The organism is Picosynechococcus sp. PCC 73109 (genome assembly GCF_001521855.1).
Classification (GTDB): Bacteria; Cyanobacteriota; Cyanobacteriia; order Cyanobacteriales; family MRBY01; genus MRBY01.
The window spans coordinates 2,095,275-2,120,160 of record NZ_CP013998.1 but is presented as its reverse complement, the minus strand read 5'-3'; the positions used below and the strand labels follow the sequence as shown (position 1 = coordinate 2,120,160).

Here is a 24,886-nt window from a genome sequence, read left to right as displayed (position 1 = left end):
CGTTCAAAATAAAACTTCTCTTTTAATTTATTTGCTGAATTCAACTTTTATGAATGTTTTTTGTACAAAAAAAATCTCCCCTTAAGCTTACTTCCCTTGCACTTAGTTCCGCACTGGTTTTAACGGGCTGTGTTGGCGAACAAACAACCTCTGGAGACGATGCAGCAAGCGATACCAAACAAGTCACCGTTTTCGGAGTAATGATCGGGGAGCAACAGGAAAAAATTGAGGCGGCACTGGCTCCCTTTACCGAAGAAACAGGCATTGAAGTGGTTTACGAAGGCACAGATACCTTTGCGACAACCCTGCCGATTCGGGTTGATTCTGGCAATCCGCCTGATCTAGCGATGTTTCCCCAACCGGGGCTGATGGCGGATTTCGCGCGGGAAGGTCGGTTGGTTCCCCTCACAGAATTTATGAGCCTTGAGGATTTGCAAGCGGCCTATGATGAGTCTTGGATTCAGCTCGGTAGTGTGGAAAATGTGCCCTATGGGGTGTGGTATCGGGCTTCGGTCAAAAGTTTGGTTTGGTACAACCCGCAGCAATTTGCGGCGAATGGCTACGAGATTCCCTCCACTTGGGATGAAATGCTAGCTCTGAGCGATCGCCTTGTGTCTGAAGGCAAAACCCCCTGGTGTATTGGCATGGAAAGTGGCGATTCGACGGGTTGGGTCGGTACCGATTGGGTCGAAGAAATTATGCTACGCACCGCAGGCCCCAATGTCTATGACCAGTGGATCAACCACGAAATTCCCTTTAACGATCCGGCGGTGGAAAATGCGGTCAACATTTTTGGCGACATTGTTCGCAACGAAGATTATGTCTATGGTGGCGTGGTGAGTGCCCTGAGTACGCCCTTTGGGGATTCGATTCAAGGATTGTTTGGCGAAGATCCCAACTGCTACCTACACAAGCAAGGGAATTTTATTGAGGCGTTTTTACCAACGGACATTAACCTCAATGAAGATGTGGATGTGTTCCCGCTGCCGCAGATTAATCCGGAGCAAGGTTTACCGATCCTCGTTGCGGGGGATGTGTTCGCAATGTTTAATGACACCCCGGAAGCGCGCCAGTTGATGGAATATCTCGCCAGTAAAACGCCCCACGAGGTCGCCGCAGGACTAGGGGGTTATCTTTCACCCCGGCAGGGCATTGATTTGGCCCTATATCCCACAGATTTGAGCCGCAAACAAGCAGAGATTTTGGGGAATGCGGAAGTGGTCCGCTTTGATGCGTCGGATATGATGCCGGGTGCGGTGGGCACGGGCACGTTTTGGTCGGGCATGGTGGACTATGTCGGCGGCGCAGATGCCGAAACGGTTTTAACCAATATTGAAAATAGTTGGCCTGAGTAACATCCCCCTAAATCCCCCTTCAAAGGGGGACTTCGATTCCCCTGAATCCTTCTTTAACTGAGACTGTAAGTATTTCATGGAGGTCATGATGGAATTCTGGACGCGTCTACTGAACGTGGTCTTGGCGATCGCCATTGGTTGTGGCGGTGTGATTGGGCTGTTTTATTTAGCCAATCTTGCGATTAATGCCCTGCCGAAACCCTGGAATCAGCGACTATTGCCGTGGGTTTATATTTCTCCGGCATTATTATTGCTTTCTGCCTATTTAATTTTGCCGACGGTGCAAACGTTTTATTTGAGTTTTCTAGATGGGCGATCGCAAAATTTTGTCGGACTCAAAAACTATATTTTTGCCTTCACTGACCGGGCAATGTTAATTGCGTTTAAAAATAATTTGCTTTGGCTTGTTTTGGTTACAGGTGTCAGCGTCAGTTTGGGATTAATTATTGCCGTACTGGTTGATAAAGTGCGCTATGAATCAATTATTAAATCCTTGATTTTCTTGCCGATGGCAATCTCTTTTGTGGGGGCGAGTGTCATCTGGAAATTTATGTACGCCTACAAACCCGCTGGGGATGATCAAATTGGTGTTTTAAATGCGCTGTTGGTGAATTTTGGCTTTGAACCCGTGGGCTGGATTGTCGAACAATCGGTAAATAATTTTGCTTTGATTGCAATTATGATCTGGCTTTACACGGGCTTTGCGATGGTAATTTTATCTTCAGCGGTCAAAGGTATTCCCGAAGAAGTGATCGAAGCGGCGCGGATTGATGGGGCGAATAGTTGGCAAATTTTTTGGCGAATTACAATTCCAATGATCCGTTCCACGATTCTTGTTGTCAGTACCACGATTATTATTTTGGTCTTGAAAGTATTTGATATTGTTTTTGTGATGACGGGGGGCAATTATGGCACGGAAGTGATTGCCAGTCGCATGATTAAAGAGATGTTTAACTATCGAAATTTTGGGCGTGGTAGTGCGATCGCCATCGTGCTTTTAATCTTAATTATTCCGGTAATGATCAGTAATATTCGACGGTTTAGAACACAGGAGAAATTACGCTAATGGCACAGCAAAAGCAAACTCAATTTTGGCAAAAAACACCGATTCATATTTCGTTATTGGTGATCGCTTTTATCTGGACATTGCCGTCGGTGGGGTTACTGATTAGCTCCTTTCGGCGACGGGATGCAATGCTGGAAACGGGCTGGTGGACAATCTTTCAACATCCCTTTGAACTAACCCAATATCACATTGGAAATTATGTGGATGTGCTCCAAGCGGAGGGCATGGGACAGGCCTTTTTTAATAGCTTGACAATCGCCATTCCCGCGACGGTAATCCCGATTGCGATCGCCTGTTTTGCCGCCTATGCCTTTGCCTGGATGAAATTTCCGGGGCGACAATTTTTATTTATCGTGGTGGTTTGTTTACTGGTTGTCCCGCTACAAACGACCCTGATTCCGATTCTGCGGGCCTATCGAGATTTTGGTCTGTCCAACAGTTTTCTGGGGGTGTGGCTTGCCCATGCGGGCTATGGCTTACCCTTGGGGATTTATCTTCTGCGGAATTATATCGGCGAACTACCAAAGGATTTAATCGAAGCAGCGGCGGTGGATGGCGCGTCCCATTTGAAGATTTTCACGAAATTAATCGTCCCCCTCTCGATGCCGGCGATCGCCTCCTTTGCGGTCTTCCAATTTCTGTGGGTGTGGAATGATTTGCTCATCGCCCTAGTTTACTTGGGCACCACAAATGACGTTGCCCCCGTCACGATCCAACTGAGTAATTTAGTCGGGTCACGGGGCCAAGACTGGCACCTACTCACTGCCGGAGCCTTTATCTCGATGATCGTTCCCCTCGGCGTTTTCTTCAGCCTACAACGCTATTTCGTACGGGGAATTTTAGCGGGTTCAGTGAAATCCTAGTCCTTTGTCCATACGGGATGTTGGAACAGCGCGAGGATCGTTTTTGCGCCCCGTAACTGGTTAGAGGTAGGCAGATGTCCCCTGGGTGCATCCAGATTCCAAATAAATGCTTTGGGATAACGCGCCCAGGTTCGCCCATCTCGCCAGGCAATTTTTTCCCAGAGGGCATTGAAGTCTTTACCGAGGGAATTCCATAATTTACGCTGTACCGAAAAGCCAAATTTCCCGCCAGAATAAACCTGCCACAGCTGATCGAGGGTGAGCAGATCCTCGTCGGGAAACCGCTCTACCTCCGTAAAGTAGAGCCATTTTCGTTTCATAGCAGATTCTCCTGCCAGTTCACACATTTTCTGGAGGGTTAAGATATCCGCTTCCAGAAACTCCTCTTCGATCAATTTGTCTTGAATAATCTGGTAATCAATCTCTCGCGCTGACTTGAGTTCAACGACCCCCTCCGGAAATTCTTGCTGCATGAACAGTAAATTTTCGGCGGTTTGATTCTGGGTGAGCACCTGGCAAATTTTTCCCATGACAGGGGTTGCCGCTTGGCCCTGTTGCGCCATCAAAAATTCTCTCAAGCAAGCAAAACCAGCATCCCCTTGGTCAATCAGTTGGGGGATTTGTTCTAGCTGCTTTTTCGCCGATAATGCCGAAAATTCTTGCAGTAAATCGCTGGTTGCCTCCATGTAAACTGTGTCTCCCCAATGTGTTGCGTCAAAAAATTGTGATGGATGTAGTGCGTGGGCGATCGCCGTCAAAATCTACTATTGAGTCAAGCAGAGCGATAAAGCTTTACCCAGTGGGACGGAAATCACCATCAAACCAGACTATCACAGGACACAGTAGGAAATATTGACTCTTGTTTAAGAATCTTTTGGATAATGCCACTGGTGGAGGTCGGAATTTCAATCTGGATCAGCTCAATTTTGCCGCCGTAGGCCTTGACGGTAGGCGCTTCTGGGAGTGTTTCTGGCGTGTAATCACCCCCCTTAACATAAATATCCGGTTGTAGGGCAGCGATGGTTTGGGTGGCGGTGGGTTCATCAAATAACACGACGGCATCCACAACAGCGAGAGCGGTCAAAAGTTCAGCGCGTTGGGCTTCGGGGATGATGGGACGATCGGGTAAATGGTCGGGTTGGGGTTTAATCTTTGTGACCGAGCGATCGCCATTTAAGCCAATCACCAAAGTTTTGCCCAGTTGTTTCGCAGCGGTTAGATAACGGACATGGCCCACGTGGAGCAGATCAAAACAGCCATTGGTAAACACAAGGGGACGCCAGCGGTCTGGATCAGTGGCGATCGCCCGCTGCAACACCGCCAACTCATAAACCCGTCCCATTAGTTGTCCTCAGAATGATTTGCTGGTTTTTCATAGCCATTTTCATAGGCAAACCGCACCAATTGAGACCGATTTTCAAGGTTTAATTTATTCAAAATACTACTGAGGTGCGTCTGGACAGTGCGCGGACTGACATAAAGATGCTCACTGATTTGCTTATTAGTCCAACCTTGAACCGCCTCCCAAAAAACACGCATCTCGGCGGGGGTTAACGGGAGTGGTTCTGGGGCTTGCTTCATCTGCTCAACGTTAGCCTGGGCAGCGAGCCGTTGCATTTCTGCACGAATGTTCTCTATTCTGGCTAGCTGGCGCTCAATCTTTGCGAGTAATTCCTTCATTTCAAAAGGTTTGGCGATATAGTCGTCGGCCCCTGAAAAATGACCCTCAACGCGCGCCTCCACATCAGTCTGACTCGACAAAAATAGGAAAGGAATCAACTGTCCTGCCGGTTGAGAACGAATATACCGGCAGAATTCAAAACCATCCATTTCTGGCATACGAACATCAGAAACGATTAGATCCGGTTGAAATTCCAGCCAAATATCGAGTCCCTGCTTTCCAGACAGAACGACCGCGACGAGATATCCAGCTTGCGTGAGTAAATTTTCCAGGATCTTTTGCAAGATAGGATCATCATCGATCACAAGAATTCGTTTCATGTCATTGCACCAACTGAAAATAAAGATTTACGGGTTAGTCTACAGACTACAGACATTTCGGAAAGCTCTTCTCCACCCAAAAAACGTGGTTAGATCAAGGGTATTACAGATAAGAGCGATACGAGTGGTTATTTTGTAACCAATCTACAGATTTATTTACAATTTTTTGTAAACTATGGGGAGTGTCAATTGCTTCTCAGTTCAATTTTGCGCCCCAGGGACGCCAGGAGGTCAGCGCCAGTTATGAAAATTAGGCTCAAGCCAGAAGAATATTTATTGTGGGGTCATGGGTTGGCCATGGCCTTTGGTTTAGCGGGCTTACTGCTTGTTTTACCAAATGCCGACTTCATTGCCAGCCTGCCCGATTTTGGCCAGGTTGCTTTTCGTCTCTCGATGGCCAATGGTGGTGTGATGTACATGCTCCTGGGGATGGCTGCGGTCACTGTCTATGCCTATCGCCTGCTGGGGAAAAAATATTTATTGTCTTTTCTTATTCCAGCGCTAGCAGTGTCGGTATCAGCGGAACTAATGGGCACCAGTACGGGGTTTCCGTTTGGGGCTTATCACTACACCAGCGGTTTGGGCTATAAGATTGCGGGGTTAGTCCCGTTTACCATTCCTCTGTCTTGGTTTTATCTGGGCTTTAGTAGTTTTCTGATCGCGCGGGTGGGTTTGCAGAAATATAATTTGCCTCGGTGGATCTATTCTTTAGCGGCGATCGCCCTTGGCGCTTTGCTGCTCACCTCTTGGGATTTTGTTTTAGATCCGGGGATGAGCCAAACCGCTGTGCCTTTCTGGGAATGGGAAGTGGTCGGGCCATTTTTTGGGATGCCCTACGAAAATTTCTCCGGTTGGTTTGGAACCGGTTGTGTGTTTATGGGCATTGCCAGCCTGTTTTGGGGCAAGGAACCCCTTGAGCTGTCCCGGGAACAGTTGATGTTGCCCTTCGCCATGTATCTTTTGAATTTTGGCTTTGCGACGATGATGAGCATTGGTGGCGGCATTTATCCACCGATTTTGTTGGGAATCCTGCTGGGCTTGGCACCGGTTACTGTGTTGTACTTCAGTATCCCCAAAGCAAGCCAAGCAACGACGACGCTGCCGATGGTGGATACCACGACTGAGAAAATGCCCGTGGGCGCCGGTCGTTAACTATTTTTTTCGTATTGCCCCCATCCTCTAAAATTGGGGGTTTTTTGTGTTTATTTTTAGCTGGAAATTACTTGAGTTATGGATTTTTCCCCGGTATGGATCGGTGGTCTTTGCTTGTTTGGCTTGCTCATTCAGGGTAGTGGGGCTTTAGTTGTCCTGGCGCGGTTGATGAAGGGGGCCGTGCGGCGATCGCCTTTGACTCCCCAAGCTTCAAATTCCGATAATTTAGCCGCCGTCACAGTGGTGGTGCCGAGCCTCAACGAAGTAGAACGGATTCAACCCTGCCTGGATGGGCTAAGTCAGCAAAGCTATGAAGTGCGAGAAATCCTCGTCGTTGATAGTAATTCCACCGATGGCACTAGGGAAAAAGTTTTAGCCAAAGCTGCAACGGATCCCCGGTTTCGCTTACTAACGGATGATCCGCTGCCCCAGGGTTGGGTGGGCCGTCCCTGGGCGTTGAATTGGGGCTTTGAGCACAGTTCCCCAGACAGTGAGTGGATTTTGGGAGTCGATGCCGATACCCAACCGCAGCGAGGCATGATCGCCAGTGTTCTCCAGGCCGCCGAAGAGGAGGGGTTTGATTTGGTTTCCTTGTCGCCCCAGTTTATTTTGCGATCGCCGGGGGAGTGGTGGTTACAGCCAGCGCTATTGATGACCTTGCTGTTTCGCTTTGATGTGGCGGGGATTCGCCAACCAGATCAAGATAGTGTGATGGCCAATGGGCAATGTTTTCTCTGTCGGCGCGAGGTTTTAAAAAAAGTAGGGGGCTACCGTTCGGCGGCGGGATCTTTTTGTGATGATGTGACCCTGGCGAGAAATATTGCGAAGGCTGGGTATAAGGTGGGCTTCTTGGATGGGGCGAAAATTATTAAAGTCAGAATGTACGAAGGGATGCGGGAAACCTGGGATGAGTGGGGGCGATCGCTCGATTTAAAAGATGCCACCTCCCGGACAGAACTCTGGGGGCAACTGTGGCTACTGACCATGGTGCAAGGCCTACCGATTCCCTTGACGATGCTGCTGTTTGGGGGCATCGAAGAAGGTCTAAGCAATCCCTTTTTGTCTGGTTGGTTGGGCTTAAATGTCTTTTTGCTCCTGGTGCGCTTCGGGATGCTGTTGGCCATTTCCGGCTCCTATGATCGCCAATTTAGCGTCGGTAAAAGTGCATGGCTATTTTGGTTATCTCCCTTTGCAGATCCTTTTGCGGTGGCACGGATTTTCCTCTCAGCCCGACAAAAACCCAAGGCCTGGCGGGGGCGCGTGTACAGCTAAAAACGGTATGATATCCCTGTTTTGTTCTTGGCAATAGGTGAAAAAATGGCGATCGCATTACCGAAAAAAATCATGTTGTTGGGCTCTGGGGAACTGGGGAAAGAAGTGGCGATCGCCGCCCAACGTTTAGGCAATACCGTGATCGCTGTGGATCGCTATGACAACGCCCCAGCAATGCAGGTGGCCGACCAACGGGAAGTCATTTCGATGCTTGATGGGGTAGCCCTCGAAGCGGTCATTCGCAAACATCAACCGGATCTGATCGTGCCGGAAGTAGAAGCCATCCGCACCGAAAAACTCATCGAATTAGAACAGCAAGGCTATACCGTTATCCCCACCGCCGCCGCCACCAACTTCACCATGAACCGCGATCGCATCCGGGATCTCGCCAGCGAAGAATTAGGCTTGCGTACCGCCAAATATGCCTATGCCACCAACCTCGTAGAACTCAAAACCGTCGCCCAGGACATCGGCTTTCCCAACGTGATCAAGCCCGTAATGTCCTCCTCTGGTAAAGGGCAATCCGTGGTACAAACTGCCGACGAATTAGAAACGGCCTGGAATTACGCCATCGAGGGAGCCAGGGGGGACACCGCCAAAATTATCATCGAAGAATTCATCGATTTCGAAGTAGAAATCACCCTCCTCACCATCCGCCAATGGGCAGGAAAAACCCTCTTTTGTCCGGCGATCGCCCACCGCCAAGAACGGGGTGACTACCAAGAATCCTGGCAGCCCGTTGGTTTAACCGCAGCCCAAGTAAAAGATGCCCAGGACATTGCCCGGAAAGTTACCGATAAACTCGGTGGCGCGGGCATTTTTGGGGTCGAGTTTTTTATCACCAAAGACGAAGTGATTTTTTCGGAATTGTCTCCCCGGCCCCACGATACGGGCATGGTGACGCTCATTTCCCAAAACCTGAATGAATTTGAACTCCATCTCCGGGCAATCTTGGGTCTACCTATTCCCACCATTGAATTGCTGAGTCCGGCGGCCAGTGCAGTGATTCTCGCTGAGAAAAATAGCGATCAAATTATTTTTACTGGCGTCGCGGTAGCCTTGGCTATCCCAGACACCGACCTCCGTTTATTCGGTAAGCCTGATTCTCGTCCCTACCGTCGCATGGGGGTCGCCCTCGCCAAGGGGAAAGATGCTACCGAAGCCCGTCAAAAGGCAACGACGGCAGCAGCCACAATTAAGATCGTTGAATCGCTTTAATTAACTGTGGTTTGACCGGGGAGATTATTTGCGAGGGTAAGCCAGTCGCGGCCCAGTTGAATCGTAATATCGGAATTTAATACTCCGGTACTTTCCACCCGCACTTCCCCAAATCCTAGGTTTGCGCGAATTTCGGAAGCCGCTAGATCATCTCCCTTTTGGGCGACGATGCGCGTGTTTTCCAACGGTTCTGACCAGTCCTGGGCGATACTAACCCGACTGTAACCCGCTTCGTTTAAACGCTGGAGGAGCGATCGCACAGCTTGGGAATTTCCGGTACTGTCTTGGATTGCAATGCGCACATCCCCAGGGGAGAGAAAGTCTAAATTGCTGGCGTAATCGGTCTGGATGTCAAAATGCTGGGCCATCACCCGACTAATGCGGCTGCGATGGGGTAACCAATAGCTTGTGCTGCCGTTTCTGCCGTCGCCGCTAAATTCCCCTGGGAGCATCACCATCTGAATATTACTGCGCTCGATCTGAGAACCAAAGCCAGCGAGGGCAATCAGTTCTTGCACGCTCATGTTCGTATCAATATGGGATTGAATAATCGACATGACCTGGGGAAATTTCACCAAGTTACTGGGAGTTAAACCTTGCTCTAGAACAGCACGGATTAGGGTCTGTTGGCGCTGAACACGGCCAATATCGCCATATTCGTCATAGCGGAACCGCAAAAATTGGAGGGCTTCGTCGCCATTGAGGTGCTGTTCTCCTTCCTTGAGGTTGATGTAGAGACGCTGGCTATCGTCCTGGTATTTCATGTCCTTCGGGACGTAGACTGTGACCCCACCGAGGGCATCAATGAGTTTGCCAATGCCCTGGACGTTGACGCGGATGTAGCGGTCAATTTCGACGCCACCCAGAAGATCCCCAACGGTTTTGGCGGAAAGGACTGCACCACCGTAGGCATTGGCATGGTTAATTTTCGAGAGACCATAGCCTTCGATGTTGGCCTGGGTGTCCCGGGGAATGGAGAGAATTGATATTTGTTTGTCGGCGGGGTCAAAGCGCAATAGCAACATCGTATCGGCCAGCCCTTCAAAGGAATTCACGAGGGCGTGGTAACCGAGGTCTTCATTGGTGCCATCATCCACTTCGGAGGTGAGCACTTTTGTCCCCAACAGCAGAATATTTACGGGGCGCGTCAGTTCTGGTAAACGGAGAGATTGTTTGGCGATCGCCTCATCCTGGGAGAAGACGCTGAGTTCTTCCGGGGCGAGGGGCGTTTGGCGCAGGGGGGTTGAGGAGAGGGACACTGCCAATAAAGCACCCGCCGTAGCAGACACAATCGAAACGCCCGTCAAACCACACCAAATCATTAACCAGTGCCAAGTCGAAAGGGGCCGCCGTTTTTTCGACGACGACTTCTGAAAAGGGTTAGCTTTAGCGTTTTTTTGTTTTTGGGTTGCTTTGGCCGATAGACGTTGATTTGCTAGGGACGATTTTGTTGCAGGCACAGGTTTCCTCACACCGGAAAGACCACACTAAAAATTGCGGGACGAAATACTTTGATAGCTATGCTAAACCAGAGGTTCCACTTTTGGTGAGTTTTACTTCAGAAAATATTCCTCGAAATTGTCGGCCATCTGATCAGTGCTTGTCGGGGTCGTTTTAGCGGATTTTTGCCAAATACGTACCATCAAAACAAAGCAACCGAGAAAATATCCAGACGTCAGCAGGGCATTGAGATACATCATCCGAAACCCGCCAATTCCTGCCAGATGGTCACTCCCCCAGCCTAACCCCAGGTAGAGGCTTAGCCAGCTCAGCATTAGCATAATCGCCTGGCGACTAATCTGTTGTTCACGGCGATCGCCTTTGGATCCATAGAGCTGCCATAATGCCGGAAAAAAACCCAGAATCGGCACCAAATAGAGGTAAAGACGTAATTGTCGTAGACGATTCTCACCAAGGCGATCGCCAGATTCAGCCATAGATCTCGACTCCGCAGGGACTACATTTATCCTAGCTTAAGTTCTTAATGCTCCAGCTTTCCCTAGCGGGACAACACCGGATTTAACAACGCCGTTGGCCATCGGGCATAATTGCCCCCTGCAAATTGACCCGTCCCAAAGCAACCCCTTCTAGGTCAGCATTTTCTAAGTTGCAACCCTGGAGATTTGCCCCCTGGAGCAGACAACCCCGCAGATTTGCCCCCACCAAAGACGCCCCGGTCAGATCACTATGACTGAGATCTGCCCCCCGGAGATTGACCCCTTCTAGATCCGCCCCCACCAGATTGCTATAGGCCAGATTGCTCCAGCGTACATCGGTTTTACGGAGGGTCGCCCCCTGGAGATTTGCCCCAAACAGGTAACTGTGGTGGAGGTGGGCCTGGGTCAAATCCGCGCCCACAAGTTTGACTTTATAAAGCTGTCCCTTGCCGACTTCTGCCTCGAATAAATTGGCTTGGCTGAGATCCGCTTCATTGAAACTTACTTCATTCAGGTTCGTTTCGCTTAAATTAGCGCGATGCAGTTGGGCTTGGCTGAGGTTGGCCCCTAGAAGGCTGCTGTAGCGGAGATTAGCCCCAATGAGGTTTGTGTGGTAGAAATTAACCCCCTGCAAACAGCATTGGCGTAAGTCCGCCCCGATCAAGTTGGCAAAACTAAGGTCGGCCCCCGAAAAATTACTATTGGCAAAGTGGCCATTACTGGCGTTGGCAGACTGCAAATTGGCATCCAAAAGTTGCAGAGATTCCCCCTGGGCACCACTCAAGTCGGCTTGTTGGAGATTAGCAGCAATTAAGCGACTGTGGTCAAGGAGACACTGGGACAAATTACAGCGACTGAGATCGATTCCCCGCAAGTTGAGGCGACTGAGATTGGCGTGGCTCAAGTCAGGAATCACGGTGGGGTGGGCTTGCCGCCATTGGAGCCATGCCAGGGTGCCTTGTTTGAGGATATTGAGCGGTTGAGATGCCATGGTTCGTTTCAGAATTATTCTTGACGCTGGGTTGATTGGGGGCGGCCAGGGGCATAGGCGATCGCCGCAAGGGCGGCCTGGGAACCGGCAATAATGTCCCGTTCTTCACCCCCAAGATAGACCCGGCCAAAACTCCCCACCGCTGTCACCTGCAAAATATTAATCTGGGCATATTTTTCCGCCTCATTAGCCGCAAGGGCCGCATAGGCTGCGGGTTGTACTTCTAGCACATAGAGGGTTTGGCCCGCCAGTAACATTTGCCCCCGTCGATTCCGGTTTACCAATTGGGCCTGGTGGGCATCAATATTACGAATAATTTGGCTAGAGACCACCTCCGGTTTGAGGCAATCCTTGGCCGTTACCCCAAGGGAATCGAGGATTGCTTGGCCCGCAGCCTTGGTTTCCCCTTGGCGGGGCGAGTGAATTTCGAGTAACCCATACAAACGTTCGACAAACTGTACCCCTGGGCGCACGGAGGTAGATTTGAGGGCCACATCGGTGATGCGGTTGATTTCAATGCCTGGGGACACTTCAATCCAGAGGGATGAGTCTCCTGGTAAAGGTAGAAATCCAAGGGCGACTGTACCAATGTAGGATGCGTGTTGCGGTTGCAGGCTATCGAGATAAACATAGCTGCGCAGTTCAATGCCCAAGATTGTCTCCCTGTATTGTCTGGGTTTACTGGGTTAAAAGTTTACCCCACTTCCGGATCCTACTGGGATGTCTTGGGCTAGGTTTTTTGGGCAAATTTAGGCTGCTAGGATTAAGCTTTTGTCGTTTTGAAATAGACGCTCGAAGGCATTAACCATGAAGGGCGATCGCTCAAATTCAGCAGCTTGGATCGGGCGACTAAAAACAAAACCTTGGATCTCGTCACAGTTAAACTGCCGGAGGAACTCGAGCTCTTCTTGGCTTTCGACCCCTTCAGCGATGACTTTAAGGTTTAGTTTGTGGGCCATGCCGATGATTGCCTTGATGATGATGGCATTGGCGGGATTACTTTGCACTTGGCGGATAAAAGAACGATCAATCTTTACGGTATCAAAGCAGGCATGTTGCAGGTAACTCAACCCAGAGTAGCCGGTACCAAAGTCATCGAGAGAGATTTGGACCCCCAGGGTTTTGAGGGCCTTAAGGCGACGAATGGAGGCATCCCCTTGGCTGACGAGGGTGCTTTCGGTGAGTTCGAGTTCCACATCCTGGGGCTGGAGCTGATGGTCAATGAGGATTTGACTCAGGCGCTGGTGTAGATCTAGCTGAGTGAATTGGCGGGCCGAGAGATTTATGGACATGGTGAAGTCCTGAAGTCCGGCTGCTTTCCATTGACGGAGCTGTCGGCAGGCTTTGTGAAAGACGAGATCCCCAATGGGAATAATCAAACCCGTTTCTTCGGCCAGGGGAATGAATTGTTTAGGAGAAATCAAACCATGGTCGGGGTGAAACCAGCGCAATAGGGCTTCCGCACCGGTGAGTTGCCCGGTTTGGATGTTGATCTTGGGTTGATAAATGACTTCGAGTTGATTCCGGGCGATCGCCTTCCGCAGTTCCGTTTCTAAAGATGTAAAATTCGACCGGCCCACATTAAAGGCCATGGAGTAGAACAGGGACTGGTTGCCCCCCTGCTGACTCACCCGGAGCATCGCGATATGGGCGTTTTTGAGGAGGGTATCGAGGTCAAAGCCATCCCTCGCATAGACCGCCATGCCGATACTGGCGTTGATAAAGGTTTCCTGGTCATTGGCTAGGGGGAAAGTCTGGGAAAAAATTTGGAGAATTGCCTGGGCAACGTCGGCGATCGCCTGCTTATTCGGTAGCGGATTGAGGACGATGCAAAATTCAAAACTATTGAGGTGAAATAATCTGCCATAACGGCTGACCAACTCATTTAAACGTTCAGTCGCTTGGGCGAAAAGATGATTCGCGACTTCATGGCCGAAATTAGCATTTACCCGTTGGAACCGATCAAAAACAAGACAAAATACACCGATTAAGGATTCGCCATCATGCTCTCGACTGACGGATTGAAAAAACGTTTTTAGATTATTAGTTTGACTAGATAAATGGGTGGCAGCAGGCTTGATTTTTGTCATTTTTTTAGTCCACTGGCTAGTTGAAACAGGCTTTAAGAGACAGTTATTATTGAAACGAATGGAGCGAGGACTGAAAGTAGTATGGCAAAGATAATGTGGATGTAATTTCCTCTATTGAACCATCTTTTTTGAGTAAAAAACGTATTGAAAACAACAATAACACTATCTGGATGCAAAAAAAGAATCGAAGTGATTGCTTTGCAGAACCTAGAAGCTAGAAGTAGCATCTATTTATGATGAAGGGTCAAGATTGATTTTTTACTAAGAAAGTCTAAATTTCATACCAAATAATTACTTTATTACCGCTTTCTGCAACATCCATTCCAAAAGAATATTGACCAATCTTGGAAGATATTTAGTTCAAAGACAAATTGTATTGGAGGGATTGCCATCACCATATAATCACTTAATGCCGATGAAATAAACTGAATGGAAATTTGATTAGGAAAGTTAATTTCGCTCCTCTGTTTAGGGAATATTTTGTTTAAATTTTGATTGTATTGCTATGTAGCTCTATAGCAGAGCACAGTAGGCGATCGCCCACGCGTCATCATCAATGGCTTAACTTTCAATGGGCTGCCACTGGGGGGAACGACCGAATAGGAGAAAAATGGCGGTATCGGCGAGAGAGGAGCTTGGGTAAACTCGCTTGGTCATCAAAAAAATGAAGCTTAAATAAATGGCGATCGCCCCACAGAATAGACAAAATAATGGCAAACTGAGGAGCCCAGCCTGGAGCAAGCAGGCAAAAATCCCCACCCGCATCAACAGATCCCAGAGGGTGCTGGCACACCAAATCCGGTCTTTCCCAGCAATGAGCAGGGTGCCGGAACGGGACAACATTAACAAATTCCCCACCACAAACAGCACTTGGGTTGTGAGGGAGAGGGCCGCCAGATCATCGGGATAGATTAAGCAATTCACAAACTGGGCCAGGGAGTTAAACATAAACAACAGATTTGCCGTCCAGCCCGCCAAACCGCGCCAGCCCCGCCGCAGCCAGCTTTTTAGCCAGGTACTCTGGGCCATTACCCCCCGTCGCCAACGGTTTTGGTCTTGGAAAAAGTTGGGTAGGCTTACGGTTTGTCGCTGGATCAGTTGCACCATTAGTCCGCTTAAGAGGAACGCTGCCCCAAGGCCTCCCGGCCATTCTGGGAGATTCGGCAAAAAAGCATCGTGGAGTTGGAGCACAACCAATGCGGGGAGTAGAGCAATGCCGAGCCACTGTAAAATGCGTCGCCATTGGGGCCAAAATTGCGCCTGCCAACTGGGGCGATCGCCAACGAGAAAATGACCATAGTTCAACACCATCCCCACCAGCAAAAACAGGGTCGCCGGCCAAAATAACCAGCCTGGAATGAAGCCCACTTGGAACAGTTGAAAGATCACAATGTCGGCGGTGACGATGCCTACGGCCTGGACGGTAGTGCCCCAAAATTCCCGTTGTCCAGCGAGGAAATTCATCAATAGCAAATTGCCTAAAATTCCGGCCGCATAACCACCCACGGGAATCACCCCCAGGGTGGCGATCGCCGCTGGATTTCCTGTACCAATGACCGCTGCATTGCTGATCACCTGGGGAAACTGTAGGGGTAAAAAAGCCAGAATCGAGAGACTCACGAGGAATTGATTCCAGCGGTCCCAACTGGTCAGTTGCTTCAAAAACAAAAACATAGGCGATGCTGTGGCGATGTCCGGGAATAGCCTAACAAATGGTTGGCGATCGCCTAATCAGAAAAAATGATGATTTTTTGCTGAATTGTTGAAGAACCCAAGTCGCGCTAGTCAAACGAAATATCAAGTTGAGCGGTTACGGCTCTGGCCCATCCTTTTGCACCGGGTTCCGGAGCGACGAGCCAGCCTTTTGTTTCAATCTGGGACACCAGTTTGGGATTAACCCCTTGAGGCCCCGGCACGGCGATCGCCACATCCACAGCTTCTAGTAAAGACAAATCATTGGGACTATCCCCCAGGCCGAGGGTTTTGATCGGTGCTTGATCGGGATGAGCTTGTTGCCACGCCTGCTGGAGGAGTTGCACAGCCCGCCCTTTGCCAGCGCCTGCGCCTAGGAGATGACAGAAACGATTGCCCACCAGGATTTGTAGGCTAGCTTTTGTCGCTAAAGATTCCAACTGTGCTAAATCCGTCTGGGGTCGCAAAAACGGTTCACTAAATTGGCGATCGCCCGCCTGTTTTAACGCCGCCAAGGGCAATTGCGTAAGATCCTGCAAGGCTGCCAGACTTAAATCCCCAAACCCTGTTAACGGTTCCCCGATCTGTTGGGCCAAATCCCGGAGGGATTGTCGCGCTTGGGCGTAGGCAATGCCGAGGGTAATGGTGGTGAGGGTTGCCTCGGTTGTAATCCCCACATCCAATGCCGAAAAATCAAAGCGTGGATCGTCAGATTCTAGGAAAATGCCGCTGCCATTCTCCACAATGAACGGATCTTTTAACCCAAGGGCTTCCCGCAGTTCCAGCACTTCAGCTTTTGTTTTGCTGGTGGTGGGAATAACCGGAATTCCTAATTTTTTCAAGGTTTGGATCGTCGGTATCGCCGCATCGTAGCGATAGTCATCATGGTTGAGGAGGGTGCCGTCGAGATCAGTGAAGCAGAGGAACATTGGTAATCCACACAGTTTGATAGGGGGCTAGGGAAATGTCCGTTGTGCCTTCTTCTAACACAACTTCATCTAATAAATCCTGCCAGTCATCGGTGCAAATCAGGTTTAGGCTGGCCACCGGGATGGTTGTCGGGCGATCGCCTAGGTTAAATAAACAGAAAATACTCTGGCGGCGATCGCGGCTCTGACGCCAAAACCCAAAGACTGCCGGACTCTGGAAATCAAGGGTGTATTGGGTTGCGTTGGGATGAAATGCCGGCTGCTGGCGACGGATCCGGATGAGTTTTGTCAGTTCTTGCAACACCCAGGCTTGGTCAGAATCAGGGTCAGCGAGCTTTTGCTGGAGTCGGTCATAGTCCCATTGGTGACGGTTAATGCTGCGGTTATGGTTTGTCATCGCCACCTTGGCGTTATCATTGGGAGTCGCCAAAAAACTATGGATATAGAAAGCGGGCACTCCCTCTAAGGACATCATGATCGCCTGGGAACAGAGAAATCGTTGCCGTTGCCAAGGGTCGGGGCCTGTAACTGTGCCTTTGAGGGCATCGAACAAAGAAATATTTAATTCATAGGGTTTTTCGGTGCCATTGGGCAAACTACGGTAGCTAATTCTGGCCCCAAAATCGGCCATGGTTTGGATCAATTGATCGAATTCTTTGCCTTCTAGCAGACCTTCGGTGGGGCGGAGGCCAATGCCATCGTGGGAGGCGGTGAAATTAAAGTAGGCACAACCATCCTGGGCCGAGGGCATACTTTTCATCCAGGTTTTGAGGTGCCGGGCTTCGCCCCGAATCAGCGCATTGAGGAGTAGGGGCGGCAGGCTGAAATTGTAGATCATGTGGGCCTCGTTGCCCTTGCCGAAATAGCTGAGGTTTTCCCGGTTGGGGACGTTGGTTTCGGTAATCACCACGGTGCGTGGGTAGGTGACAGCAAGGATTTCCCGGATCAATTGGATTACCAGATGGGTTTCCCGCAGGTGAATGCAGGCGGTTTGTAATTTTTTCCAGAGAAAGCCCACCGCATCGAGACGAATAAAGCGGATGCCGTGCTGACAGTAACCCAAGAGGATATCGATAAATTCAAAGAGGACGTCGGGGTTAGCGAAGTTGACATCTACTTGGTCGCGGCTAAAGGTGGTCCACACGTGGCGATCGCCTTTTGTCGTGGCAAATTGACTCAGGAGCGGGCTACTGCGGGGGCGCACCACTAACTGGGTATCGGTATCTGGGGGCACCTCAATGAAGTAATCACAACCGGGTTTTTCCTGGGCGAGGAATTGCCGAAACCAGGCTGATTCGCTGGAGACATGGTTGATCACCAGATCGGCCATCACTTCAAATTCTTTGGCGATCGCCTCGATATCTTGCCAACTGCCCAACTGTGGATTGACCTGGCGGTAGTCAATTACGGCAAAACCATCATCGGAACTGTAGGGGAAAAATGGCAAAATATGCACACCGCTAATCACTCCCTGAAGCCGTTCCCGCAGAAAAGTCAAAAGTACCTGGAGGGGGTTGGGGCCATTGTCAGTATTGGCTTGGTACAGGCTATCCCCGTAGGTAATCATCAGGGCCGTGCTTTGATCCCATAACTCTTCATTTTTCGTCGTCGCCATCACATGGGGCGCAAGTACCTGCTCCAAACGCGCAACTAATGCTGCAGGCGGATGATCAGGATATAGGGTCGCAAAAAATTCATCAAGGCGATCGCCAAGACCTGCAATCTGGGGAATGGTCATAGGAGTAACAGGACAAACACGCTAATTTCACTCATCGGGGACAAGCCCACGTCGCTTTTTTAAACCCCAGAGCCTCGTGATTACAGGATCAACAGACATCATTTTTAAAAACTCGCTTGATCTGTTTTTTCAGTATTTTCTTGGGGGCGAAAAAACGGCCGACTCATCCTTTATTCAAGTTAAATCTCAGCCTATCAACAAATGCGGATGACATTGTAGTGATTTTTACGTCGCTTTAGATACGGCCAACCCCCAAAAATTGGGTTACTTTAAAGGCAAATTTTAAGATTTTCTTTTTATTTAGGTGACTAGCAATGGACTTTTGCCAAGAATTCATCACCACCATCCATGATCTTGATGCCGATCTGGACTACCTCGAAAAACGCCTGATGAATCTTCGTGAAATTTGCCCCATGGCGTTACTCATTCCCTCACTTTATGAAGAACTTCAACGGCCTGCCCTCACTCGGATCAAAGAGCATTTAAAAGGCTGTGCCTACATCCAGACCATCAATGTTTGTCTCCACGCCGAAACCGTCGAACAGTATCACCATGCCGTGACGTTTTTTCGTGAATTGCCCCAAAAGGTCAACGTCATTTGGACGAATGGAGCCCGGATTCGCGGCATCTTAGAAAAGCTCGCCCAGCAAAATCTCAATCTCCTTGACTACATGGGCAAGGGCTGGGCGGTGTGGCTGGGCCTTGGTCTGGCGTCCCTAGATGCCCGGGCGATCGCCCTCCATGATGCTGACATTGTCACCTTTGACCGTTCCCTGGTGGCCAAATTGTTTTATCCCATCGTGGAGCCAGAATTTGGCATTGCCTACAACAAAGCCTATTACACCCGTCTCGGCCTCGAAAACCGAGCGATGAATGGCCGGGTTGTGCGCCTCTTCGTTGCTCCCCTGTTAGCAACCCTCGAAGACGTCCTGGGGCGCAATGCCTATCTCCACTACCTCAAATCCTACCGCTATCCCCTTGCTGGCGAATTTGCCATGACCGCTGATTTGGCCTTAAATCTGCGCGTTCCCTGTGACTGGGGTATTGAGGTGGGGCTATTGGCAGAGGTTTATCGCAATGTAGCGCCGAAACGAGTGGCCCAGGTGGATCTGGGGTTCTTTGACCACAAACACAAAGCCGTGGGCAACAATCCCCAGGAAGGGCTACAGAAAATGTGTACCGAAATTTTGTCCTCTATTCTGCGCACCCTGACAGAAACAGAGTCAATTGTTTTCTCTGAAGGGCACCAAATCGCGCTCCAGGTGAAATTCCGCCGCGTCGCCCAGGATATGATCCGTCAATATTTTGTCGATGCGACCTGTAACGGTATTCCCTACGATCGCCACCGGGAGGAAATGACTGTCGAAAGCTTTGAACAGATCATTCCTTTAGCCTTTGATAAATATATGCACGAGCCGGCTGTGTACCGCATTCCAGACTGGACAAGGGCCTTGGCGGTGATGCCTGACCTCCGGGAGCAACTGATGGCAGCGGTGGAAGCGGATATGGCAGAGGTGCAGTTAGAGGCGACGATGCAGCGCTCAGAAATTCCCCCTTTGGAGATGGTTTAACTCCCTAAGGCGATCGCCATTGCCGCAACAGATGATGGGGGGAGGATGCCGAAGGCCACCACAATCGATACAATCTTTAAACACAGTTGTCGCCCTTACTCCCCCTATGTTGCGTGAATTTTTTCCCTTTATTATTCCCATCGAAGCCAGCACGATCGCCGGCGCTTGCCTCTGGGCCTTTGCCCTCTACATTGGCATTGCTCCGTTGCGGGAAGGGATCTTGAATGGTCTGGAACGCTGGATGAACTGGGCCGAGCGATCGCTCTATTTTTCCGAAGAAGAATTTGAGAAGGACAAAGAAATTCGTGAATCCAAGAGTGCTTTTTCGGCCTCGCTCTTGAGCATTGTGCCTTTTTTATTATTTGGCGCAGGGTGTAATTTTGGGGTGGAGTGGAGCCTCGGTCACAGTTGGGCAATCAGTTTGGGGGTGATGGCCTGTGCTGGCTGTGGGGTGTATGAACTAGGGCGTTTAGATGGGGCGCAGCGCAATGAAGAAGAATAAAGTCTTGAAATTTTCTAAATTATTTCGGTTACAGCGGTTTTGGGCATTTGTGGCGGCGATCGCCTTTACCTTGACCTTACCCTCTGTCCTCACCGCCTGTAATCCCCAAGCCAGTAACGCCACCGGGGCAGGGGACAACCAAATTGTGATCAGCGTCCTCAGCGACCCGAAAACCTTTAACCCGGCCCTCTCGGCAGAGTCCCCCAGTATTTTTGGCCTTACCTATGAAGGCTTAGTTTCAGAAAACCCCGTCACGGGTGAAACGGAGCCACGGCTTGCCGAATCCTGGGAATTTTCCGAAGACCAACTCAGCTTGACCTTTACCCTGCGGGACAATTTGCAATGGTCTGATGGGGAACCGCTCACCGTTGATGATGTGGTCTTTAGCTACAACCAGATTTATCTCAACGAAAAAATCCCCACCAATTCCCGTGATGGCCTCCGGGTGGGCGTTGCCGGAACCTTGCCGACGGTGGAAAAAGTAGGCGATCGCCAGGTGAAATTCACGATTACCGAGCCCTTTGCGCCTTTCCTCAACAATACGGCCCTGGAAATTTTGCCAGAACACGTCCTCCGCGAAAGCGTTGAGCAGACCGACAGCGAAGGCAATCCGCTCTTTTTGGGCACCTGGGGCGTCAGCACGCCTCCCCAAGATTTAGTTTCCAGCGGCCCCTACCAGTTAATTAACTATGCCGTGGGTCAGCGCTTAATCTTCCAGCCCAACCCCTACTACTGGCAAACCCCCAAACCCTACGTGGAGCAAATCGTCTGGCAAATCGTCCCCAATACCGACACCACTTTGCTGCAATTTCGGTCTGGTGACTTGGATGTTACAGGGGTTAGTCCAGATTATTTTTCGCTCCTGAAACGGGAAGAAGACCGGGGTAAATTTACCATCTACAATGGCGGCGAAGCCTACGGCACCAGTTTCATTTCCTTTAACCTCAATACCGGGAAGCGGGACGGCAAACCCCTCGTCGATCCCATCAAGTCGAAATGGTTCAACAATCTGAAGTTCCGCCAGGCTGTGGCCTACGGCATTGATCGCCAGCGCATGGTGAACAATATTTACCGGGGTTTGGGGGAAGTGCAACATTCGCCGATTTCGGTGCAATCTCCTTTCTATAATGATCAAATAAAAACCTACGATTACGACCCAGACAGGGCCAAGGCACTCCTCGAAGAAGCGGGTTTTTCCTACAACGCCCAGGGACAATTAATCGATGCCGACAATAATCTTGTGCGTTTTTCCTTGATTACCAATGCGGGCAACAAAATTCGCGAAGCAATGGCGACTCAAATTGAGCAGGATCTCGAAGCTCTGGGAATGCAGGTGGACTACAGCCCGATTGGTTTTAATATCCTCGTCGATAAGTTGAGCAACTCCCTCGATTGGGATTGTTTCTTGTTGGGCTTAACGGGGGGCAATGAACCCAATGGGGGCGCGAATGTGTGGTTTCCGGAGGGGAATTTGCATATGTTTAACCAAGCGGCGCGGCCAGGCACCACCCCCCTGACGGATCGGGTGATCAATGACTGGGAACAGGAAATTGCGGATCTCTACATCCAAGGGGCTCAGGAGCTGGATCTCGACAAACGCAAGGAGATTTATGCTAAAACCCAAGAACTTGCAGCGGAATATTTACCGTTTATCCATCTGGTAAACAATTATTCCCTCGCAGCGGTGCGTGACAAAATTGAAGGGGTACAACATTCGGCCCTGGGTGGCCCCCTCTGGAACCTAGAAGATTTAACGATTGCGGCTGAAATTAAGGAGTAAAGATCGATGACGACCCTCACCATGCAACAAATTACCGATGCCCTCAAGGGGGCGATCGCCACCCATCAAGATGCTGTGGATTACTTAGAAATTCGGGTGCAGCAGAGTGAATCTACCAGTCTGGCCTTCCGGGGGGCGCAGTTCGACGGCAGTAACCGTAGTTTTGCCCTCGCGGGTGGGATTCGGGCCTGTCACCAGGGGGGTTGGAGTTTTGTCACGTTCAATGGCCTTGCCGAATTAGGCGATCGCGTCGCCGAAGCGGTTTCCCAGGCGAAGTTGGTGGGCAAAGAATCAACCCAACTCGCTCCCAGTGGGGCCATCGAGGACTATGTACCAGTAGAGATTAAAACTGACCCCCGCACCATTTCCCTCAAGGAAAAACGGGATCTACTGGCGAAATACAACCAAATTTTGCTGGCTTATGACCCCCGGATTCAAACGACGATGGCCAGCATTAGCGATAGTTTCGTCACCACCTACTTCGTCAATTCCAATGGCAGTTGCATCATCCAAGAACGCCTCGATGTCAACGGTAGATTTGGGGCGATCGCCAGGGGAGAAAATGGTGTCGTGCGCCAGGGCTTTGAATCGATTAATTCCCGCTGTGATTTCGATGCGCTCATTGGAATTGAAGATCGTGTTAAAGGTGCCGCAGAACGAGCGATTCGCCAACTAGAAGCCAAGCCCGTCAAAGGCGGACAATATACCGTCGTCCTCGATCCTTATCTTGCAGGGGTCTTTATCCACGAAGCCTTTGGCCACCTATCCGAAGCCGATTTTGTCTACGAAAATCCCCGGATGCAGGAACTTTTAACCATCGGCAAACCCCTCGGCATTTCCCAACTAAATGTGATCGATGATGCCACCCTCCCTGATCTGCCCGGCACGATGAAATACGATGATGAAGGGGTGCCCGGCCAACGCAAATATTTAATCAAAGACGGTGTGCTCACCCAGCGACTCCACTCCCGGGAAACCGCAGGGAAAATGAGTGAAGCGCCCACAGGGAATGCCCGCGCCATTCAAGCTGGTTATCCGCCCCTGGTGCGCATGACGAATACGGCAATTGAACCGGGCGATACGCCCTTTGCAGAAATGATCCAAGATATCCAAGAAGGAGTCTATGCGGTGCGGATGATCGGTGGTCAAACCAATGGTGAAATGTTTACCTTTGCGGCGGCGGAAGGCTACATGATCCGTGATGGCAAAATCGCCGAACCTGTTAGTGATGTCACCCTCTCTGGGAACGTCTTCCAAACCTTAAAGGACATTGAGGCGATCGGTAACGACACCCTCTATACCAACGGCGGCTGTGGTAAAGGTGGCCAAGGAGGTTTACCTGTCAGCGTTGGCGGCCCGCACTTGCGCATTAAAAATGTTGTCGTCGGTGGCCGTTAAATAGAATTTAAAATCTCAAGCTATCTGCAATCTGCGATGCCCTGCTTAAACATAGAGAAAATTAGCAGGGTTTTTTGTTGGTTTTATTTTGAAAGCTCAGGCAAGAGTGTCAATAGTTTTGATGATGAAGCTCGTGAGCTGTGTTTAAACTTTTGCAGCGAGCATGACGATTGTAGAAGCTACATAAAGAGTCCGTTATTCACACTGGAGTAGAGCATCTAAATCCGCTGCGACAATTTTTTCTAAATTGCGGGTAATTTTCTCGATCTCCCAATCCCACCAAGCCACTGATAGTAAGGTTTTAATCACTTCATCAGTAAAGCGTTGTCGAATACATTTAGCAGGGTTACCACCCACAATGGTGTAGGGAGGGACATCGTTAACCACGACTGATTTGGCGGCAATAATTGCACCATCTCCCACGTGCACACCGGGCATAATCACGGCTTCGTAGCCAATCCAAACATCATTGCCGATGACCGTATCGCCTTTGTAGGGGAAGTCACTAGGTTGCAGAGCAAGTTTGTCCCAACCATTGCCAAAAATCTGAAATGGATAGGTAGAAAAACCATCGATTTTGTGGTTGCCCCCGTTCATGATGAACTTAACTCCCCTGGCCAGAGCGCAAAACTTGCCAATAATTAGGCGATCGCCAATAAAGGGAAAGTGATACAAAACATTGCGTTCAAAGTTTTCTGAATCCTCCGGATCGTCGTAGTAGGTGTAATCGCCGATGATGATATTCGGATTTGTCACCGTGTTGCGGATAAAACAAATCTGTGGGAATCCTGCCATGGGATGCGGATCATTGGGGTCGGCTCCATACACAGCCAGGTGCTCCTATTGCTAAAAAAATTCGTAGTTCCTTGAATTTTAGCGAGGAATTGAAAACGAAATTACAGCAAATTCGCAAAATCTGTCCAAACTTAATCGCTTTGCCAAAATTCTTTAGCGGCTAAACTGCCAACCGGCGATCGCCAAACAGATCCAGCCAACGATGAAAGCCGCCCCACCGAGCGGTGTAATGGCCCCCAAGATTTTCACTCCACTTAAACTCAAGGCATAGAGGCTACCGGAAAAGAGCACAATCCCGACAATAAAGGCAATGCCAGCCCCATTGAGCCAACTTTGAGGGAACGATCCCTGGACGGAAAATAGGCCCACCAGCAGTAAGGCGATCGCCTGGTACATTTGGTATTTAGCGGCAGTTTCCCAAATATCAAGGGCATTGGCGTCGAGGGTTCCTTTAAGGCCATGGCTGGCAAAGGCACCAGCAGCAACGGCGAGACCAGCAAGGATGGGGGCAATAACTAAGAAAAAACGGGTCATAG

Annotated in this window: 23 protein-coding genes; 10 read left to right on the top strand and 13 right to left on the bottom strand. The window is 49.9% G+C overall.

Features of this window, described 5'->3' with window-relative positions; genetic code table 11:
* Positions 1 to 53 precede the first annotated feature (53 nt).
* The 3 genes from AWQ23_RS10210 (at position 54) to AWQ23_RS10200 (ending at position 3,284) form a co-directional block, all read left to right on the top strand.
* On the top strand, positions 54 to 1,355 hold the full coding sequence (locus tag AWQ23_RS10210; protein WP_157072217.1) for an ABC transporter substrate-binding protein: 1,302 nt from the start codon (positions 54 to 56) through the stop codon (positions 1,353 to 1,355).
* Between the two features lie 85 nt (positions 1,356 to 1,440).
* Positions 1,441 to 2,421, top strand: coding sequence for a carbohydrate ABC transporter permease (locus tag AWQ23_RS10205; protein ID WP_232308890.1), 981 nt, complete (start codon positions 1,441 to 1,443; stop codon positions 2,419 to 2,421).
* Positions 2,421 to 3,284 (top strand): carbohydrate ABC transporter permease, encoded by an 864-nt coding sequence (locus AWQ23_RS10200; RefSeq protein ID WP_012307645.1) that lies wholly within the window; start codon positions 2,421 to 2,423, stop codon positions 3,282 to 3,284. Before AWQ23_RS10205 ends, AWQ23_RS10200 begins: the two co-directional genes overlap by 1 nt.
* Here AWQ23_RS10200 and AWQ23_RS10195 read toward each other — a convergent pair.
* The 3 genes from AWQ23_RS10195 to AWQ23_RS10185 all read right to left on the bottom strand — a co-directional run bounded on the left by AWQ23_RS10195 (position 3,281) and on the right by AWQ23_RS10185 (position 5,285).
* Positions 3,281 to 3,970: a GUN4 domain-containing protein gene (locus tag AWQ23_RS10195; protein ID WP_012307644.1), complete on the bottom strand. Its 690-nt coding sequence runs from the start codon at positions 3,968 to 3,970 to the stop codon at positions 3,281 to 3,283. The two genes, AWQ23_RS10200 and AWQ23_RS10195, sit on opposite strands and share 4 nt — an antisense overlap.
* A gap of 131 nt (positions 3,971 to 4,101) precedes the next feature.
* Positions 4,102 to 4,626, bottom strand: a complete 525-nt coding sequence (locus AWQ23_RS10190) for an adenylyltransferase/cytidyltransferase family protein (RefSeq protein ID WP_062435088.1) — start codon at positions 4,624 to 4,626, stop codon at positions 4,102 to 4,104.
* Complete coding sequence (locus tag AWQ23_RS10185) at positions 4,626 to 5,285, bottom strand: response regulator transcription factor (RefSeq protein ID WP_062435085.1); 660 nt, start codon at positions 5,283 to 5,285, stop codon at positions 4,626 to 4,628. Before AWQ23_RS10185 ends, AWQ23_RS10190 begins: the two co-directional genes overlap by 1 nt.
* Before the next feature lie 243 nt (positions 5,286 to 5,528).
* Here AWQ23_RS10185 and cruF point away from each other — a divergent pair, with 243 nt between their 5' ends.
* From cruF to purT, 3 genes are all read left to right on the top strand, one after another.
* Complete coding sequence (gene cruF, locus AWQ23_RS10180; RefSeq protein WP_062435083.1) at positions 5,529 to 6,437, top strand: gamma-carotene 1'-hydroxylase CruF; 909 nt, start codon at positions 5,529 to 5,531, stop codon at positions 6,435 to 6,437.
* A gap of 78 nt (positions 6,438 to 6,515) precedes the next feature.
* Entirely contained in the window at positions 6,516 to 7,709 is a 1,194-nt protein-coding gene (gene cruG, locus AWQ23_RS10175; RefSeq protein WP_062435081.1) for a 2'-O-glycosyltransferase CruG, read from the top strand.
* A 45-nt stretch (positions 7,710 to 7,754) separates the two neighbouring features.
* Positions 7,755 to 8,927, top strand: a complete 1,173-nt coding sequence (gene purT / locus AWQ23_RS10170; protein ID WP_062435078.1) for a formate-dependent phosphoribosylglycinamide formyltransferase — start codon at positions 7,755 to 7,757, stop codon at positions 8,925 to 8,927.
* On the opposite strand, the gene AWQ23_RS10165 is transcribed toward purT, so the two are convergent.
* From AWQ23_RS10165 to AWQ23_RS10130, 8 genes are all read right to left on the bottom strand, one after another.
* Positions 8,924 to 10,387: an LCP family protein gene (locus tag AWQ23_RS10165; protein ID WP_062435075.1), complete on the bottom strand. Its 1,464-nt coding sequence runs from the start codon at positions 10,385 to 10,387 to the stop codon at positions 8,924 to 8,926. The two genes, purT and AWQ23_RS10165, sit on opposite strands and share 4 nt — an antisense overlap.
* 93 nt (positions 10,388 to 10,480) lie before the next feature.
* Complete coding sequence (locus AWQ23_RS10160) at positions 10,481 to 10,864, bottom strand: hypothetical protein (protein ID WP_062435072.1); 384 nt, start codon at positions 10,862 to 10,864, stop codon at positions 10,481 to 10,483.
* Between the two features lie 82 nt (positions 10,865 to 10,946).
* Positions 10,947 to 11,855, bottom strand: coding sequence for a pentapeptide repeat-containing protein (locus AWQ23_RS10155; RefSeq protein ID WP_062435058.1), 909 nt, complete (start codon positions 11,853 to 11,855; stop codon positions 10,947 to 10,949).
* A 14-nt stretch (positions 11,856 to 11,869) separates the two neighbouring features.
* A complete protein-coding gene (locus AWQ23_RS10150; protein ID WP_012307634.1) occupies positions 11,870 to 12,508 on the bottom strand; it encodes a hypothetical protein in 639 nt (212 codons plus the stop codon).
* 96 nt (positions 12,509 to 12,604) lie between these two features.
* Positions 12,605 to 13,945 carry a bifunctional diguanylate cyclase/phosphodiesterase gene (locus AWQ23_RS10145; protein WP_062435055.1) on the bottom strand — a complete coding sequence of 447 codons (1,341 nt, stop codon included), beginning with the start codon at positions 13,943 to 13,945 and terminating at the stop codon, positions 12,605 to 12,607.
* Between the two features lie 561 nt (positions 13,946 to 14,506).
* The gene (locus AWQ23_RS10140; protein WP_062435054.1) at positions 14,507 to 15,619 is read right to left on the bottom strand and encodes a hypothetical protein; all 1,113 of its coding nucleotides are present in this window, start codon (positions 15,617 to 15,619) and stop codon (positions 14,507 to 14,509) included.
* 107 nt (positions 15,620 to 15,726) lie between these two features.
* Positions 15,727 to 16,566, bottom strand: coding sequence for a mannosyl-3-phosphoglycerate phosphatase (locus tag AWQ23_RS10135; RefSeq protein WP_062435050.1), 840 nt, complete (start codon positions 16,564 to 16,566; stop codon positions 15,727 to 15,729).
* On the bottom strand, positions 16,547 to 18,304 hold the full coding sequence (locus tag AWQ23_RS10130) for a sugar phosphorylase (protein WP_062435047.1): 1,758 nt from the start codon (positions 18,302 to 18,304) through the stop codon (positions 16,547 to 16,549). The genes AWQ23_RS10135 and AWQ23_RS10130 overlap by 20 nt, the downstream gene beginning before the upstream one ends.
* Positions 18,305 to 18,618: 314 nt before the next feature.
* On the opposite strand from AWQ23_RS10130, the gene AWQ23_RS10125 reads away from it, so the two are divergent.
* The 4 genes from AWQ23_RS10125 (at position 18,619) to AWQ23_RS10110 (ending at position 23,555) form a co-directional block, all read left to right on the top strand.
* Positions 18,619 to 19,875: a hypothetical protein gene (locus AWQ23_RS10125; protein ID WP_062435044.1), complete on the top strand. Its 1,257-nt coding sequence runs from the start codon at positions 18,619 to 18,621 to the stop codon at positions 19,873 to 19,875.
* Between the two features lie 106 nt (positions 19,876 to 19,981).
* The gene (locus AWQ23_RS10120; RefSeq protein ID WP_012307629.1) at positions 19,982 to 20,377 is read left to right on the top strand and encodes a hypothetical protein; all 396 of its coding nucleotides are present in this window, start codon (positions 19,982 to 19,984) and stop codon (positions 20,375 to 20,377) included.
* Positions 20,364 to 22,157 carry an ABC transporter substrate-binding protein gene (locus tag AWQ23_RS10115; RefSeq protein WP_071884921.1) on the top strand — a complete coding sequence of 598 codons (1,794 nt, stop codon included), beginning with the start codon at positions 20,364 to 20,366 and terminating at the stop codon, positions 22,155 to 22,157. Before AWQ23_RS10120 ends, AWQ23_RS10115 begins: the two co-directional genes overlap by 14 nt.
* Positions 22,158 to 22,163: 6 nt before the next feature.
* A complete protein-coding gene (locus AWQ23_RS10110) occupies positions 22,164 to 23,555 on the top strand; it encodes a TldD/PmbA family protein (RefSeq protein ID WP_157072216.1) in 1,392 nt (463 codons plus the stop codon).
* Between the two features lie 195 nt (positions 23,556 to 23,750).
* Here AWQ23_RS10110 and AWQ23_RS10105 read toward each other — a convergent pair whose 3' ends face one another.
* Together AWQ23_RS10105 and AWQ23_RS10100 are read right to left on the bottom strand one after the other, a co-directional pair.
* Positions 23,751 to 24,383 carry a Vat family streptogramin A O-acetyltransferase gene (locus AWQ23_RS10105; RefSeq protein WP_012307626.1) on the bottom strand — a complete coding sequence of 211 codons (633 nt, stop codon included), beginning with the start codon at positions 24,381 to 24,383 and terminating at the stop codon, positions 23,751 to 23,753.
* Positions 24,384 to 24,503: 120 nt separating this feature from the next.
* Positions 24,504 to 24,884 (bottom strand): DUF423 domain-containing protein, encoded by a 381-nt coding sequence (locus AWQ23_RS10100; RefSeq protein ID WP_062435037.1) that lies wholly within the window; start codon positions 24,882 to 24,884, stop codon positions 24,504 to 24,506.
* Between the last annotated feature and the right edge of the window lie 2 nt (positions 24,885 to 24,886).

Coding starts and splice junctions, on each gene's coding strand:
- AWQ23_RS10200 (WP_012307645.1), top strand. CDS start 2,421: ATGGCACAGCAAAAGCAAACTCAATTTTGGCAAAAAACACCGATTCAT.
- AWQ23_RS10100 (WP_062435037.1), bottom strand. CDS start 24,884: ATGACCCGTTTTTTCTTAGTTATTGCCCCCATCCTTGCTGGTCTCGCC.
- purT (WP_062435078.1), top strand. CDS start 7,755: ATGGCGATCGCATTACCGAAAAAAATCATGTTGTTGGGCTCTGGGGAA.
- AWQ23_RS10130 (WP_062435047.1), bottom strand. CDS start 18,304: ATGACCATTCCCCAGATTGCAGGTCTTGGCGATCGCCTTGATGAATTT.
- AWQ23_RS10135 (WP_062435050.1), bottom strand. CDS start 16,566: ATGTTCCTCTGCTTCACTGATCTCGACGGCACCCTCCTCAACCATGAT.
- cruG (WP_062435081.1), top strand. CDS start 6,516: ATGGATTTTTCCCCGGTATGGATCGGTGGTCTTTGCTTGTTTGGCTTG.
- AWQ23_RS10125 (WP_062435044.1), top strand. CDS start 18,619: ATGGACTTTTGCCAAGAATTCATCACCACCATCCATGATCTTGATGCC.
- AWQ23_RS10195 (WP_012307644.1), bottom strand. CDS start 3,970: ATGGAGGCAACCAGCGATTTACTGCAAGAATTTTCGGCATTATCGGCG.
- AWQ23_RS10210 (WP_157072217.1), top strand. CDS start 54: ATGTTTTTTGTACAAAAAAAATCTCCCCTTAAGCTTACTTCCCTTGCA.
- AWQ23_RS10155 (WP_062435058.1), bottom strand. CDS start 11,855: ATGGCATCTCAACCGCTCAATATCCTCAAACAAGGCACCCTGGCATGG.
- cruF (WP_062435083.1), top strand. CDS start 5,529: ATGAAAATTAGGCTCAAGCCAGAAGAATATTTATTGTGGGGTCATGGG.
- AWQ23_RS10190 (WP_062435088.1), bottom strand. CDS start 4,626: ATGGGACGGGTTTATGAGTTGGCGGTGTTGCAGCGGGCGATCGCCACT.
- AWQ23_RS10205 (WP_232308890.1), top strand. CDS start 1,441: ATGATGGAATTCTGGACGCGTCTACTGAACGTGGTCTTGGCGATCGCC.
- AWQ23_RS10110 (WP_157072216.1), top strand. CDS start 22,164: ATGACGACCCTCACCATGCAACAAATTACCGATGCCCTCAAGGGGGCG.
- AWQ23_RS10115 (WP_071884921.1), top strand. CDS start 20,364: ATGAAGAAGAATAAAGTCTTGAAATTTTCTAAATTATTTCGGTTACAG.
- AWQ23_RS10185 (WP_062435085.1), bottom strand. CDS start 5,285: ATGAAACGAATTCTTGTGATCGATGATGATCCTATCTTGCAAAAGATC.
- AWQ23_RS10160 (WP_062435072.1), bottom strand. CDS start 10,864: ATGGCTGAATCTGGCGATCGCCTTGGTGAGAATCGTCTACGACAATTA.
- AWQ23_RS10145 (WP_062435055.1), bottom strand. CDS start 13,945: ATGACAAAAATCAAGCCTGCTGCCACCCATTTATCTAGTCAAACTAAT.
- AWQ23_RS10120 (WP_012307629.1), top strand. CDS start 19,982: ATGTTGCGTGAATTTTTTCCCTTTATTATTCCCATCGAAGCCAGCACG.
- AWQ23_RS10140 (WP_062435054.1), bottom strand. CDS start 15,619: ATGTTTTTGTTTTTGAAGCAACTGACCAGTTGGGACCGCTGGAATCAA.